General features: G+C 62.5%; 12 protein-coding genes and 1 pseudogene. 8 read left to right on the forward strand and 5 right to left on the reverse strand.

The features are described from left to right. The first annotated feature begins 678 nt into the window (after nucleotides 1–678). From HYG77_RS31310 to HYG77_RS40030, 3 genes and pseudogenes are all read left to right on the forward strand, one after another. Nucleotides 679–1272 (forward strand): Clp protease N-terminal domain-containing protein, encoded by a 594-nt coding sequence (locus HYG77_RS31310; RefSeq protein ID WP_244461421.1) that lies wholly within the window; start codon nucleotides 679–681, stop codon nucleotides 1270–1272. A gap of 557 nt (nucleotides 1273–1829) precedes the next feature. Then, nucleotides 1830–3137, forward strand: a pseudogene (locus tag HYG77_RS31315) (IS256 family transposase). 165 nt (nucleotides 3138–3302) lie between these two features. Then, nucleotides 3303–4565, forward strand: a complete 1263-nt coding sequence (locus HYG77_RS40030; protein WP_244461422.1) for a hypothetical protein — start codon at nucleotides 3303–3305, stop codon at nucleotides 4563–4565. 420 nt (nucleotides 4566–4985) lie between these two features. Here the strand turns inward: HYG77_RS40030 and HYG77_RS40760 are convergent, their stop codons facing one another. After that, on the reverse strand, nucleotides 4986–5120 hold the full coding sequence (locus HYG77_RS40760; RefSeq protein ID WP_280123326.1) for a hypothetical protein: 135 nt from the start codon (nucleotides 5118–5120) through the stop codon (nucleotides 4986–4988). A 255-nt stretch (nucleotides 5121–5375) separates the two neighbouring features. Between HYG77_RS40760 and HYG77_RS31325 the strand changes: the two genes are divergently transcribed. Next, nucleotides 5376–6101: a hypothetical protein gene (locus tag HYG77_RS31325; RefSeq protein ID WP_208963602.1), complete on the forward strand. Its 726-nt coding sequence runs from the start codon at nucleotides 5376–5378 to the stop codon at nucleotides 6099–6101. 333 nt (nucleotides 6102–6434) lie between these two features. On the opposite strand, the gene HYG77_RS31330 is transcribed toward HYG77_RS31325, so the two are convergent. Then, complete coding sequence (locus HYG77_RS31330; protein ID WP_169695842.1) at nucleotides 6435–7607, reverse strand: ATP-binding protein; 1173 nt, start codon at nucleotides 7605–7607, stop codon at nucleotides 6435–6437. Nucleotides 7608–7842: 235 nt separating this feature from the next. Here HYG77_RS31330 and HYG77_RS31335 point away from each other — a divergent pair, with 235 nt between their 5' ends. Beyond that, nucleotides 7843–8952, forward strand: a complete 1110-nt coding sequence (locus tag HYG77_RS31335) for a beta family protein (RefSeq protein ID WP_169695841.1) — start codon at nucleotides 7843–7845, stop codon at nucleotides 8950–8952. On the opposite strand, the gene HYG77_RS31340 is transcribed toward HYG77_RS31335, so the two are convergent. Beyond that, the gene (locus HYG77_RS31340; RefSeq protein ID WP_208963603.1) at nucleotides 8918–9487 is read right to left on the reverse strand and encodes a sce7726 family protein; all 570 of its coding nucleotides are present in this window, start codon (nucleotides 9485–9487) and stop codon (nucleotides 8918–8920) included. The genes HYG77_RS31335 and HYG77_RS31340 overlap by 35 nt on opposite strands. Nucleotides 9488–9644: 157 nt before the next feature. Next, nucleotides 9645–9818 carry a hypothetical protein gene (locus HYG77_RS31345; RefSeq protein ID WP_208963604.1) on the reverse strand — a complete coding sequence of 58 codons (174 nt, stop codon included), beginning with the start codon at nucleotides 9816–9818 and terminating at the stop codon, nucleotides 9645–9647. Between the two features lie 574 nt (nucleotides 9819–10392). Here HYG77_RS31345 and HYG77_RS31350 point away from each other — a divergent pair. Next, a complete protein-coding gene (locus tag HYG77_RS31350; RefSeq protein ID WP_169695300.1) occupies nucleotides 10393–11394 on the forward strand; it encodes an Abi family protein in 1002 nt (333 codons plus the stop codon). 115 nt (nucleotides 11395–11509) lie between these two features. Here the strand turns inward: HYG77_RS31350 and HYG77_RS31355 are convergent, their stop codons facing one another. Then, nucleotides 11510–12727, reverse strand: coding sequence for a lipase family protein (locus HYG77_RS31355; RefSeq protein ID WP_244461423.1), 1218 nt, complete (start codon nucleotides 12725–12727; stop codon nucleotides 11510–11512). Nucleotides 12728–13472: 745 nt separating this feature from the next. On the opposite strand from HYG77_RS31355, the gene HYG77_RS31360 reads away from it, so the two are divergent. Beyond that, a complete protein-coding gene (locus tag HYG77_RS31360) occupies nucleotides 13473–14447 on the forward strand; it encodes a tripartite tricarboxylate transporter substrate binding protein (protein ID WP_244461424.1) in 975 nt (324 codons plus the stop codon). Then, nucleotides 14444–14932: a tripartite tricarboxylate transporter TctB family protein gene (locus HYG77_RS31365; RefSeq protein ID WP_208963606.1), complete on the forward strand. Its 489-nt coding sequence runs from the start codon at nucleotides 14444–14446 to the stop codon at nucleotides 14930–14932. Before HYG77_RS31360 ends, HYG77_RS31365 begins: the two co-directional genes overlap by 4 nt. Nucleotides 14933–14937 lie beyond the last annotated feature (5 nt).

Raw genomic sequence — 14937 nt, forward strand, 5'->3', positions numbered from 1 at the left:
GCCGGGAGACGGGGGCGAGTCGTTTGCTCCCCACCAGGAGGCTGCGCGGCTCGCAGTGGGTCGATTCCCGTTGCTGTCGATCGAGTCGCTTCGCTCCTCTGAGTTTCCGAGATTAGGTTCTCAACTGCACTTTTACGCGTCCCGCTCGATCCGGTCCCCCACACCTCGGTCGAGGCTGGGGGGCGGGAGGATGCGCCCGACCCGCCGCACACTCGCCTTCCCGCACCCCTCCATGCCATACCCACAGCATACCACCCACCCCCATACAACCCAAAACCAGTAGAAAATCCCAAAACATCCAAAATCGTTGATCGACAACAGATTTCGAACATTACAATCTGACCTTTGTGCACAACACACGTAAATACTTATTTACCAATCGATTACCCAAATAAATTGTAAATCAACAACTTTCAAAAACAGCTTAAAACCGGACGAAACAGACACCCGCGCGCCTGCCGACACCCCCGGCGCCGGCACTCCCCCGAACACGTCACCGGCGCCCCCACATCACAAACCGGGGACATGTCATCACACCAGGTCACAGCACAATTACGGCCGCGAGTGCCGAGGTCGCGTCGATCCCACCCAACCCGCTGCACACCACCCAGAATGGGCAGCAGGGAATTCAGCAGTGAATCGCGTCGCCCGCGGCGACGCAGGGGGAGGGAGCGCGTCATGGTGTTCGAGAAATTCTCCGAACAAGCCCGCCAAGTGGTCGTCCCGCCGCCGGCGCCGCCCGCACCCACCACCAGAACTCCGTCGGCACCGAACACCTGCCCGCCCAAGATCTTCGACGCCGGCGGCCCCGGAACGGCAGCACTGACCTCATGGGGCGTCACCGCCCCGGCACTCGAGAGCAAGCTCGGGGGCGTCAGCGCACCGGCGGGCTCCGCCCCGGCCGCGGGGCACATCCCGTTCACCCCGAAGACGAAGAAGGTCCTCGAAGCCAGCCTGCGCCAGACCGCCCTGCTCGGGCACGAGGAAATCGGCACCGACCACCTCCTCCTGGCCCTGCTCGACGACCCCGCCTCCACTGGCGCTCAAATCCTCACCGACCTCGCATCCCTGCCCATCAGCAAGATGCGTGAGCACCTCAGACGCGAACTCGCCCACAGGCCCACCCCAGGCCCCGCACACCGCATCCCCATCCGACTCAGCGACGACGAATACACCCGCGCCCACGCCGCCGCCCGCACCGCCGGCCAGAACCTCGAAACCTGGATCCACCACCGCATCACCGACGCCCTCGACACCGAACAACCTGAATAGCAGGTTCAACCGGGGTGAAGAACAGCTCCATCCCGATCATGAACCACGCCACCAACGCCGGCAGATAACAGAACAACCCCAACAGCAGAACCGTGATGACGCCCAACGAGATCCGCAAACCCAGCCGATGTCACCTCATCCACACCACTCAACGCGGTGCAATCCCGCGGACGTGACCACCTCCCCCAGGTCAGAGCGCTCACCCAGGCCGCGGTTCTACCCCGTCCATCCACTCGATCGCATTGAACACCGCAGCGCCGAGATCCCCGGGGGGCCCGGGCTCCGCGAGACGGGTAGGGCAGCACCTCGCCCGTGATGGCCTTAACTTAAGCACGCCCTGACGGGTCATACAGAGACCATCGGCAGCCTCCAGCGGCCGGGAGGTGGAGTCGGTGAGGCCCCTCGAAATCGGTGGTTCTCAGCACCCCCAGCGGGTACAACGAGAAATGATCAATACCTGTGGATCGGGGAGGGCGCACCTTCCCGGATGATGATCTGCAAGAAAACAGGTATTCGATCAAGGCCAGCGCTGCAACGCTGGTTGGGAAGGTACGCCCGTGCTTACGGTAGTACACGACAACGACCGCTCCGACGACGACGACGGGCGGTCGTTGCTCGACGAGATCGTCCGTGACGGTGCCCGGCAGATGCTCGCGGCCGCGCTGCAGGCGGAGGTCGCCGCCTATATCGAACAGTTCGCTGACCAGGTCGACGAGAACGGTCGCCGCCTGGTGGTGCGCAACGGCTACCACCACGAACGCGACGTCCTGACCGCCGCTGGTGCGGTCAACGTGAAGGCCCCGCGGGTCAACGACAAGCGCGTCGACCCGGACACCGGCGAGCGACAGCGATTTTCGTCCGCGATCCTGCCGGCCTGGGTGCGCAAGTCCCCGCAGATGAACGAGGTGCTGCTGCTGCTGTATCTGCACGGGCTCTCCACCAGCGACTTCGGCCCGGCACTGAGCAGTTCCTCGGATCGGGTGCCGGGCTCTCGGCGGCCTCGATTACCCGGTTGACGACGCAGTGGCAGGACGAGGCGAAGGCCTTCCAGGATCGGGACCTCTCCGGCACCGACTTTGTCTATGTGTGGGTCGACGGCATCCACCTCAAGGTGCGGCCTCGAGCAGGACAAACTGTGCCTGCTGGTGATGATCGGCGTCCGTGCGGACGGACGCAAGGAGCTCGTCGCCCTCACCGACGGGTACCGCGAGTCCACCGAGTCGTGGGCTGACCTGCTGCGGGACTGCCGCCGCCGCGGCATGACCGCCCCGGTCCTCGCGGTCGGTGACGGTGCCCTTGGGTTCTGGAGGGCGCTGCGGGTGGTGTTCCCCGAAACCCGGGAGCAGCGGTGCTGGTTCCACAAGCAGGCCAATGTACTTGCTGCGCTACCGAAGACGGCACATCCCGGGGCGCTCGCGGCGATGAAGGAAATCTACAACGCCGAGGACATCGACAAGGCGCAAGTGGCGATCAAAGCCTTCGAACTCGACTACGGCGCGAAGTATCCGAAGGCGGTGAAGAAGATCACCGACGACACGGATGTGCTGCTCGAATTCTACAAGTACCCGGCCGAGCACTGGGTGCATCTACGCACCACAAATCCCATCGAATCTACCTTCGCCACGGTGCGTTTGAGGACGAAAGTCACCAAGGGCCCCGGATCCCGTGCGGCGGGACTTGCCATGGCCTACAAGCTGATCGACGCCGCACAGGCTCGCTGGCGTGCGGTCAACGCTCCGCATCTGGTCGCGCTCGTCCGAGCCGGCGCCGTGTTCCACAAGGGCAAGCTGCTCGAGCGTCCCACCGACATCACCCCCGACACCTCACCTGCCGAGCCCGCCAACGCCGGATCGGAGGTCGCCTGAAACTCACTCATCCACAGGTATTGACAATATCTCGGTACAACGCCCGCGGGTACGTCCCAGGAACCGAGCCGCCCTCTTCGCGAGGATATGGATTCGCAGTGGTACAAGATGCGTTCGACTATCCTGGCAAGCTCGTCTTGTCTCGTCTCCAGAAGGTGGTTCTCGATGCTCTCCGACGCTGAGCTTCTGTTGGGCTTGGGCCGCCACCTATCTGTATATGGGGTCTCGTCTGCTCACGCGGCCTTGGATTCGTTGCAGTTCGCCGGGCAGGTCTACGAGCTGGCCTGGCGACTGCGAAACTCGCAGGTCTCCACTTCCGGGCGCATCGAAGCAATCGCCATCGAGGCTCATATCGGGACACGCCAGCTTCACCGCGAAGTCCTTCCCACGATGGAGCAAATGGGCTGGGTCGAGTGTCGCCGCAACGCCGACCACCAGCTAGTCGGCGTCGAGGCTCTGATCCCGCCGAACGAGGTCCTCATCGCCGACGCTCCCAAGCTCCTAGACATTCTGATCGTCTCACCTGTCCAGCGTGCGGCCCTTGAGCTCATTCGAGTTACAAGTCGCCAGCCACTCCCGGTGGAGTCCGCCATCGAGGCCGTCAATCAGGATGAGGAGAGCGCCACCAAAGCCCTGGGTTATCTGGAGGCTGTCAACCTCGTCCGCCGCAGCGAGCGTGAGGTCGACCGACCCGTCGTCTTTAACCCGAATATCTGGACCAACGACCAGCAGGCGACCACGGCCGCGCTTCGCGCACAGGATGCCCGTGCGAGCACCGAGGTTGGGGCACTGTTGGAAGAGGTCGCCGTCAGCCCAGGTATTCCTCAGAAGCATGTGACCTCCACCGAGCAGAAGTGGATCGACTTCGCCGTTTCCCAGGGTCTAGTCGAGAGGTCGATTGTGCAGACCTCGGACGGGTCCGAGGAGGCTTTCCTTTTCAGCCCACATCTCAAGCGGGACGCGTTCGGCACTACACCCGCAGATCCGTCGGGGCACGTGCGACAGTTGGTCGGCAGCATGATCTACGCCTCCACGTTCGCCTCTTGGAAACTGCGTAACCCAGGAGGTTTCTTGTACTCGCTCATTCGCGACGGCGAAGCCGGAAACGTACCGAACATCGGGACCGACTATCCGATGCTCGAGACCGCAGGCACAATCCAAGTCGTGCCCGGCGGCCGCGGCAACTACAGGATGGTCCTGCTCCAATCCGACATCGCCGAGTCCGCACTGTCGATCATCGACGACCGTGGGTCCCAGCACCGCGGCGAAGCCGGCAGTCTCCAGAGCTTAGGCAACCAGAGGACCTACAGTCACGTCGAGCGAGAACGGGCCAAGGTGGCTTCCGCGGCAGAAACTGACGACCGCGAGTCAGCGCGACTCATTGCTGCGCTGCGCGACGTAACTTCAGGCGGTGCCTTCGGTGTCTGAGGACGAGCTGCCTTTCAACGACAGCAACCAGGCCGCCGCCGAAAGTACGATCACCCCTACCCAGTCGGCCCAGACAGGCCAAGTGCCCGAACAGAAATCCAACCAGACCGGCGAGCAGGACCTGGACTCAACGGCACAGACCACCCCCGAATCCGAGGGCGCCGAAGCTGCCAATGTCGGTACGCGCGACGCAAACGCGGCGCGTACGGACGGTCCGCCCGATTCAGCTAGGCCCCCCCCCAGCCAGCTGAACGCCTTGCCGCCCCGGCGTCGACGGCTCACGAAACCGGACGCAGCCGCGGCCACAACCAGTCCAGCAAACAGGCTAGAATGCAAAAGGTCGGTCGAAGTACGGACTCGGGCGCGGACCTCGAGCGGCGAGTCGGCCGTACCGAGTTCAACGACGGTGCTCTGGTCAGGTTACGCACGCCAATCCGCGTTGAGGCGGACTCCGGACGTGAAGTTCTCACCGACATCGACGTCCTCGCGGTCGACGTCGACGGGCGTCTGCGGATCTCCCGCTCGATACTCGAGTGCAAGAGCGGCAAGGGTCAATCTGGCGAGCCTGACCGGCTCCTTTGGCTCGCAGGACTCCAACGGTTTCTCGGTTTCGAGCGAGCTGTTCTCGTCCGTCAAACAGTCTCTCGCCGCGGCCGCGGCCTCGCCCGGACACTCGGTCTGCGAACCCTAGACGTCCCCACCCTTGCCGGTCGCGAGGCAGCTCACGCCTGGCTGCCCGAGCGATTCGGTCACATCGATGGCGCAGAGTGCGCCGCCGCTGAGCTACGCACCGACACACAATTGAAAGGCTTGGGCTACATCCCGTCTCACCTGGTCGCATTCCTCCGGTTCGATGCGTTGCGCTCTACACCCCACCTGATCCTGCAAGCCATCGCGTCTCTGGGTCGCGCAGTCGACAAAGGAGGCGCGCTGCCGAACCCAACGCGCGTGATTCTGGCCGGTCACGCACTCATCGCGCTGACCGCGGCGGCACTTGCAGATGCCGGCAAGCTCGACGAGATGTCGGCAGCAGAACTGCTTGAACGGACAAGACGTGCGCTGGTCACCGGAAACCCTGACGACGATCAAGTCTTGTCCATTCTTGCCAGTGCCGATGAACTGGTCCGCTACAACCTTGAGAAGATTCACGCCGCGTACCAGGAGGTCGGAGCAAAGCGTCTGAGTATCGACTTCCCCTCGCTCACGGACAGTGTCACCACTCCGCCGGACTGGGCGCCTCGATACATCGACCTGGTTGAGAAGTTCCGCGCGAACCCCGCCGTTGCCCGGCACATGCTGCAGACCACCGAGTTGGCGGTATTTGAGGCACTGGTTGGCGGGACGGCCCATCAAGCCCAGGCATTCGATCACCTATTCACCGAGGAACATCGGTACATGCTTAACGTCGCCCGACGTTGCATCCAGGACATCGCCGGTGTGGCAATTGCAGATGCACTAACGCCAGCACTTGATCTCGACTTTTCCCGTGGGTCTCCTTCCCGCGGTGACCGCGATGTGGAGACCGAGCAACGCTGACGCCGCCTGGGCCACGCACGGTTCAGGAACTCGATCCATCACCGTGTCCGGCTCCTCGTGCTTCAGAATCGACGAAACTTACGTCTCGAGCGTAAGTTTCTATTTCGACGAGTGCATGATCCCCACCCGCACAGCGCGTGCCCGAGGGTTCCGTCAACATTCTCATCCGCCGGCCTGCCCAGGCTCGCGTGGAGAGTATGCGCGACAGCCCTACTTTCGAAAGCCAGAAGTCCCCCAGCTTCAGTCGAGTGCTGACGGTTCTTCACTTCGAACTGCCATCCACTCTCTACGAGTACCTGAGGAGCACCCGAACGCGGCTTCCGGATCGGATCATCAAATAGGCTGGCGCCGAATGAAGTCCGCCATGCCCGGCACCGTAAAAGCAACTCGACCGTATTCGGGAGACCAGATGAGCCCCTTCTTGATGGCGGTGTCGCGCACCCCGCTCAGAGCATTGACCTGGACTCCGAGTCGGCCGGCAAGTTCTCCGGTGCGAGGATTGTCTTCTCCGGTCGCGGCGATCGCTCGGAGATAGTCGCGCTCACCCGGACTCGCTCGTTCCCACCGCGATGGAAAGAACCCGCTATCTAACGCGAGCCTGCCAAGCTCGACAGCCTCATGGGCGTCTGTCTCGGTAAACTTTGTCTCCTCGGCGAGATTCCAGATCTCTTTGCCGAATACCTGGATGAAATAGGGATATCCAGCGCTAGCCGCAACGAGGATGTCCAACGCGTCCACTTCGAACGCACATCCGTGCCTCGTGACCGGGACGTCCAGCGCTTCCCGTGCAGCGTCTTCCGCAAGCGGGCCGATCACACGGTAGTCGAATAACCTTTCGGAATATGAGCGCGTACCCGCAAGTTTGGCGGACAGGTTCGGCAGTCCTGCTCCGATCACGAAGAAGGGCCATCCGTGCTGACCCGCGCGATGCTGAACCGCGAGAAGGGCGGCCAAGAGTTCCGCGTCAAGGTCTTGCATCTCATCGATGAACAGACCGAATGCGGAATTCTTTTTGCGCACTGCCTCACAAACGTCCTCTACAAGTTCTTCAAGGTCGACCTCGATGTCGCCGCTCGCTGCCCGGTCGTCATCCATACTGAGGTCGACTTTCGCACCGGCAATTCCTACCGACAGGGTAAATCGACTGGCAAGTGTGACGAGCGTGTCGATTGCATGCTGGGTATGGTGTCGACGGCTGAATCGACGTAATCCCTGCGCCAGCTCCCTTCCCAGTTTCTTTCGGACTGTGGCAACCCCGGAGTTGTCCGGTCTACCCTCGATTCGGATAACGAGCCAGCCATGCCGTTCGGCGTTCTCCGCGAGGTGGTTGAGCAGCGCCGTCTTCCCGACACCTCGTAGACCTGACAACACCATGCCGCGGTCATACTTTCGGGTCTTGCTTCGCGCGACGATGCGATCGAAGATCTCGATCTCCGCTTCGCGTCCCTTGAGGGCTGGAGGTTTCAGACCTGACCCGGGGGTGAACGGGTTGAGTTCGGGCAGCATGCGGCGACTATAGAGATTTATTGACACTTATCGGGTTGCGACACATAACTCTCCATAACTTGTGTTAGGGATCACCACCCTAGACGGGCTACTGAACGAGCCGGGGCATCGATGCGCTGCACGGTCCCAGCAATGGGCGAGTTATCTGTAACTTGCCGTCTATCTGGTATTGATTCGTTTGACAACTAGACCGTACACCCGGTTTTTGGCAGCTGCTCGGATCGGTCGAGCGCTCGTGGCCATCAACATGGATGACCACACCCAGGAGGAAAATGTGTCGCCGTTGCCCGCTGATGTCATCTATTTCCCAGCCCTGAAGGCCAAGAGGGGGGAGCTCGACGCGCTCGAGAACACTCGGACCGCCGAGCGAAGACGCATGGTCCCCATCCTTGAACTCGCGATTCAGGAGGGTGCGACGCCTTCCACAGTCGGCGCAGAATTCAACAAACTCGTACCTCGGCTGTGCAAGGACTACGACGCGACGAACTTCGTCATTGTCGACGCGACGATGACAGACGGCATCGAGCTGAGTGGAACTCAAGCAGTCGAGAATCTGCACGACCGCCTGCGCGCCGATGCGGCCGCCGTTCCGACCCTTCGGACCGGTTCTTCAGCAGACTTCATCGCATCGGTCCGCAAAATTGCAGCTCTTGACGGGAACGGGGTCTGCATTCGCCTCCACGGGGACGACTTCGGCAACACTGGCTTCCTGGCGTCCGACCTGACGAACGCTCTGGAAGCACTCGACTTGTCGCCCGGCCAGGTCGATCTCATCCTGGATCTCGGGTTCGTCGATGGAAATTCTCTCATCGCGTTCGCGGGCTTCGTCCCCGCCGTGATCGGCGCATTGCCACACGTGCACGATTGGCGCTCTCTGGTGATGCTTGCTGGTGCATTCCCCCAATCGTTGGCGAGTGCGAAGCCAAACGAACCCGCCTCGTTCCCCCGGTACGACGCCGAGCTCTGGAGTCGGGTTATCGCTTCCGAACCACCGCGGCTTCCAACCTACGGCGACTACGTCACGTCATACCCGGTGCCGGGCCCCCCGGTGAAGCATCAGTCCGCCCCGAACATCCGGTACACAAGCGATGACCAGTGGTTCGTCATCAAGTCGAAGGTCGACCCCAAGTTGGGAAATCGGACTATCTTCCCGATCGCAACGATGTTGCGCAATCAAAAACCAGGAATTCTGTCAAAGGAGACCTTCAGCTGGGGTGACCGCGAATATCACCGGCTTGCTAGTGAGCGAGGTGGACCTGGCGGCGGGACCGAGTGGAAGGCTTGGTCGACGTCGCACCACATTTCGGTTGTTATCGATCGTCTCGCCAGGACGGGCGCGCCTTAAGTCGACTCCGCACCACCGCTCTCAGTTCATCAACGTCGGTTACCTCGGTGAGTCGCGTCCATACGGCCCACCGAGGCTTCGACCTGACACCGCGGTCACAGCCACGAATAGTCAACTCTTCGAGCGCCTCCTCGCGCCAAAGTAGCTGAGCAAGCGACATCGGGTCCACGCCCCGATTCATTCGCGGCTCGACAATCTCGTCTAACTCAACTTCGCCCTTCCGTGATGTGGCCACGGTCAGGCCCCACCAACGCGGAACGATGCCTTTCGCTGCATTCAAGTGGTTGTCCGCGACAACCAGGACTGCGTAATCCAATACCTGCGAATAGATTTCAACCTGATGATGCAGTCGGCGCAGATTATCCCGAGCGCTTTTCAGCTCGAAACCAGAGAGGGCACCGTTGACAACCGCCACATCGACACGAACTTCACCGCAAAGCCCGAGTTCGTCCAGGATTAGCGTGTCATTGAGTTCCTCACCATGCACAGAAGCGAGTCGATTGTGCAATGCAACTCGAACGTCCATATCACGCATGCAGCAACCCTACCGCTGCGCAATGCCAGATCACGAAAACGAAGACCCGAAAAGTATTTGGGTGAAAGCTGATATCACGCCATCCAGACACGACCAATGCCAAGATCATGCGGGCGACTACCGGCCGACGCGCCCCCAGTCGGCTGGTTGCGTCCGCCTAGACACTCGGCGCCACAACGAATGTCAACGACGCGTAGCCGCGGGAGACCGCCGGTGTGGCGAACACCGCACCCTGTGAGCGGACCGCGGTGACGAACTTGATCGTGACACTGATTCCGGCGACTGTGCAGTCCCCAGCAGTGCCGGAGACATCGTCGAAGATCCCGACCATGCTCCCGGCCGACCAGGTCCAGTAACTGATGCTCGGGGGTCGACAAGCGTCACAACTGCGCGTACTACTAGGGACTCGACGACCATCGGGACTGACGTTGGAGTGGCGGTAAGGGGCAATGGCTTAGTCGTCGACGCCGACGATCCGCGACCTGCTAAGGCGTTGATCGCGTGGTGCACACGTGCCGGAACCGCACACGAAGGAGGGAACGAAGTCAGTGTTACCGGACGAGTGGCGAAGGTCACGGTGTCCCCATCGGCACTGTCTGCGGTTTCCACCCGATCATAGGCGTGCCGGGCGCCACCGGCTTCAAGCTGTCGTTGCGCAACCACGCCACCCCTCAGGATGTGGTTCCGACACACCACGGTGGTCGCAGCGCTGGCCTGCGACGACAATCTGCGTCGTTATCGACACCGTTCTAGACCCGTCAGACGAAGTCGTAGGGCCCTGCATGGCGGGCAGCATGGCCGGTGTGGCGCCGTTTACACAGTTTGTCGACCGGTTCCGGTACAGTTGATGCCAACACGGCCAGCCTTCCGCTCATTCGAGGGGGAGGCTGGTTTTCTTTATCCTCATGAGCCAGCCCGCCTACGGCAAACCGTTCAAGACCATTCCCCAGCAGCGGCAGCTGCTGGAATCGCGGGGAATGACGATCGTCGACCCCGCGGCCGCGGAGCAGTGGTTGGACACGGTCGGGTACTACCGGCTCAGCGGCTACTGGTACCCATTTCGTGTTCGTAGTCGATCGACCGCCGGTGCCCCGGTGATCGAGGACCGATTCCAGGCCGGGACGTCGTTTCAGCAGGTTCTCGATCTGTACGAGTTCGATCGAGTACTGAAGCTGTTGGTTCTCGACGCGATCGAGCGTATAGAGGTCGTGATGAGGGTGCGGGTCGGTCACACCCTCGGTCGGCATGGTGCGTTCGCGCACACCGACCCCACCGTCCTGGGCCCCGAGTTTGTCGGTGTTGCGGATCCGTCGCGCCCGCCAGCCCATGCCGAGTGGCTCGACGGTCCGCACGCGAAGTGGCTGCGCAAGGTCGGGCAGGACCAGGGGCGATCGAAGGAAGAGTTCGTCACGCACTTCAAACGCAAGTACGGCGGCCCGCTCCCGGTGTGGGTGGTCACCGAGATCCTCGACTTCGGCGGTCTCTCGCGCCTCTACGAAGGACTCATGCAAAAGGATCGCGACGACATCGCCGCGAGCTTCGACCTGAGAGACAACTCCGGCGCCGGCCACGGTGCAGCCCTGGTGAGCTGGATGAAGAACCTCAACTACATCCGCAATACCTGTGCACACCATTCACGGCTATGGAACCGGAACATCGACGTCCAGGTCTCCGGCCGGCACCTGTCCGCGATCCCTGATCTGCAGCATGCGGCGTCACCAGCGACCACGAAGCGTGTGTACGCCTCGCTGGCAGTGCTCGCCTATCTGCTCGACCACGTCGATCCCCGCTCAAACTGGACGACGGCGATCACTCAGCACATCCAGACCGGGCTCGCCGCGATGAACCGGTCCGAATCCGAGATGGGTTGCCCACCAGCATGGGTGACAGAAGCCGTTTGGACCTAGTCACCACGCTGACAACCTGGTGAACCCCCCCACCTCGTCGCGATCAGCAAGTAAGAAAGTCCGTGAGTCCGTCGAGTTCCGCCGCCCGTCTGTGTCCTAGCTCCGCTGACTGCCCTCATCGGCAGTCGTCGACGGCAGGCGCATCGGTGAATCGTGCTGCGAGGAAGTCGATCGCGCCCTGCGCGCCGGAGATCAACGTAGTGTTGTGACTTCCGCCGGGAGGTCGCACCACCTGTAACGTATTGCCCGCGGCACAGGACTGACGGACGAACTCGTCGTGGACCGCGACGGGCACCAGTTCGTCTGCTTCCGCGTGATAGCTGTAGACCGGTGCGCTGGTTCCTGTTGCGGTCGGGCTGTTCTCGGCGAGAGCCTCGCGCAGCGGGGGAAGATCGAACGGCCGAGGGTCGATCGTGTAGTCGTGTAACGACCGAAACGCGTAGGTCGCGATCAGATCGACGGTGCACGCGGCGCTGCTCGCGTGCATGGCCGCTCGGCCCTCAGTGGTGAAGAGCTCGCTCAGCCCCTTCTCGGGGTACGCGCGATCGATCCCGGTGACTCCGCCGAAGGTGAGTCCGAAACCGTACCCGCCGTCGACGTTCCGCATGGTCGCCTCGAGGTCGGCAGGTAACCCGCCCAGTGCAATTCCGCTCAGGCCCAGCTCGGGAGCGTGGGACTGCTGAAGTCCGGCGGCCCACGCCGTGGCGAAGGCGCCACCGGAGTATCCCCACACACCCGTAGGCGCGTTCACGTCGAGTCCGGCCGGCTCGAAATGCCGAGCGGCGCGGACCCCGTCGAGAACCGCGTAGCCCGACTGCGGTCCGGCCAGGAACTCGGACTCCGGGCCCTCGTAGTCCGCGGTGACGACCGCCCACCCCCGGGACAGTAGGGTGGCGATCATCAGCGTCTCGGACGCCGCGTTCGACGTCACGGCCCCCAGGCCCGCCGTGAGCGCATACGACGGGGCGCACCGAGATCCGAGACTGTCCTCCGCCGTCTGATAGGAAACGAGGGGTCTGGGGCCCTCGCCCGTCCACGGTGTTCTCGGGACCAGCACCGTGGCGACGTCGGACGCAGGTTCTCGGTGGGAGTCGAGCGACTTGTACAGCAGCTGCCACGAATCGACCGGGAGCGGCACACTCAGCGCCGCCGCGGTCACCGGGCGCGACCGCAGAATCGTCCCGTCAGGCTGCGACTCGTAGCCGGCCGGAGCTTGGTAGAACGGATCCTCGGATGGTGCCGGGATGTCGGCCACCGCAGGAGCGACCGCAACCCAGCCAGCGCTCAAGAACGTCACCATGGCAAGACAGACGAGCCACGCCGCTATACGCATGGAAATCATATTACTGCTCAAATGGTACGACCGAAAGGATTAGCCATTCAACCGCCCCGGATCCGTCCCGGCTCGCAACACTGACGAACAGATGACCTCAGCAACCCCGGATTAGTAGCCGCGCAACGCCTCCCACTGTTCATGGACGCCGACGTGGCCCAGTACCGCCCTATCGAAGTCGACGTACGGCGGATCTGGAAGGTATTTCGCCACACGCACGTGAGGTGAACTTCGCGGACGATCGTGATCCGGCAAGGCAGCCGAGGAAGTAAGAGCATCTCTCCTTGCCGACTCCGAGCTAGAGCTAATACCGGCGGAAACCAACGTCGTGCGCCGTGGTCGCAACCGTCTCGATGGTCCGCGTTTCACTAACCAGGACGTTCGTGGCACTCGGCCGATCCGAGCGCAAGCGCACGCCGCATACTCCCGGATCAGATTTGCTCGCCCCGGCGCGTCGACGCTGCATACGGCCTCGAGCTGGGCCTGCGCGGCCGCGCGGGACCCCGTGGCGCCACAAGAGAGTGTTCGACGCGATCGCCCGGTTGACGCCTGGCCGCTGAGAATCCTCCACTCGCCCAGGTCGTGTGCGGCACCGCTGTCGAACAGTGCGAATGCCGTCTAGGTCACTCGATGGCGGCTCGAAGAATCGCACAGCGCAACGATTGTGATTGACATCACCCCCGTCGGCGCCTATCGTCCATTCTAATATGGGTATGCAGCATTCGTATATAGGAACGTGATGCTGATGGCTCGGATTCCCCGAATAACCGCACTCCTTGTCGCTGCCGGAATGGCGACCGTCGGATGCGCCGAGATGCCGAAGTCCACCGCTGGCTACTACCCGTCCGGGACAGTGCGGATCATCACGCCGTTCGCCGCCGGCGGAATCTCTGACACCACCGCCCGTGTCGCGGCGAAATGCATGGAGAACGAGCTGGGTGGAACTTTCATCGTCGAGAACCAGGACGGTGGTGGCGGAGCGATCGGGATGACGAGGGTCGCCCGAGCGGAGCCGGACGGATACACACTCTCGGTGGTGTCGTTGTCGACCGCAGCACTGGTACCGCTGGTTACCGATGGCGCTCAGTACGACGGATCCAGCTTCGACCCGATTTCCGGTATCACTCTTGCACCCTCGGTTCTTGTGGTGAAGGGCGACAGCCCGTATCGCAACGGGCAGGAGGTGCTGGAAGCAGCCCAGCGGAAGGACGGTAAATTCTCGGTCGCCATGCCAGGCTCGATGGGCATCTTTGCGCTCGCTATCAACGGTGTCACCGAGGCCGGGGGGCCTCGTTTTACCAACGTCCCCTTCGTCAGCAACGACCAGTCCGCGGCCGCGGTGCTGGGCGGAAACGTCGACAGCGCCTACCTGAGTACGTCGCCGACACTGCTCAAGCAGATCGAATCGGGAAATCTGCGAGCCCTGGTCACGGGGGCCGAAGAGCGACTCGAATTCCTGCCCGAAGTCCCGACATTCACCGAGTTGGGATACGGCGACCTACCCGACTCGACAGTCAACGTCACCCTGCTCGCTCCAGCCGGAATCGACGGTGAGGTGAAAACGACCTTGGCGCAGGCCATGGGATCGTGCCTGAAAGACCCGAAGACCGCCGACGTGCTGGGAGAGGAATTCGTGCGTGACGACGACCCAGGACCCGAAAAGGTTCGCGCAGAGATCAACTCGGCCGAAATCCAATGGCGAGAGGCGATCCAGAAATGAGCGACATGCTAGTTGTCGAGGAGTCCGCCGAGAAGAACGTGAGGGCTGTGGAGAATAGACGCCTCACCCCCGCGGTCCTGACCGTTCTCGGCATATTGGCGACAATCGAATCGGTGCGTCTCGGGCTCGGTGACCTGACCGAGCCGGGCCCCGGAGCTTGGCCCCTGCTCACCTCGGTGGGCGTGCTCGTGACGAGCGCCTGGTTGTGCATTACCGGGGTCGAGCGCTGCGAGAAAGCCATGCTCAGCGACCTCGCTCGGGTGGCTACCGCCATCGCCTCCGTCGCATTCTTCGTAGTGATGCTCCCGCTGGTGGGCATGCCCGTGCCGGCTTTCGTGCTACTCGTGGTGTGGCTCCGTCTCTTCGGTGAGTCCTGGCGCCTCACGCTGGTCACCGCGGCACTGGGGGTAGTCGCACTGCAGATCGTCTTCGTCGAATTGCTCGGCGTACCGTTCCCAATCGGGCCGCTGGCCCCCGGAAGGTAAGACTC

Origin of the sequence: Rhodococcus sp. ZPP, from assembly GCF_017656075.1 — a bacterium.
GTDB classification, from domain to species: domain Bacteria; phylum Actinomycetota; class Actinomycetes; order Mycobacteriales; family Mycobacteriaceae; genus Rhodococcus_F; species Rhodococcus_F oxybenzonivorans.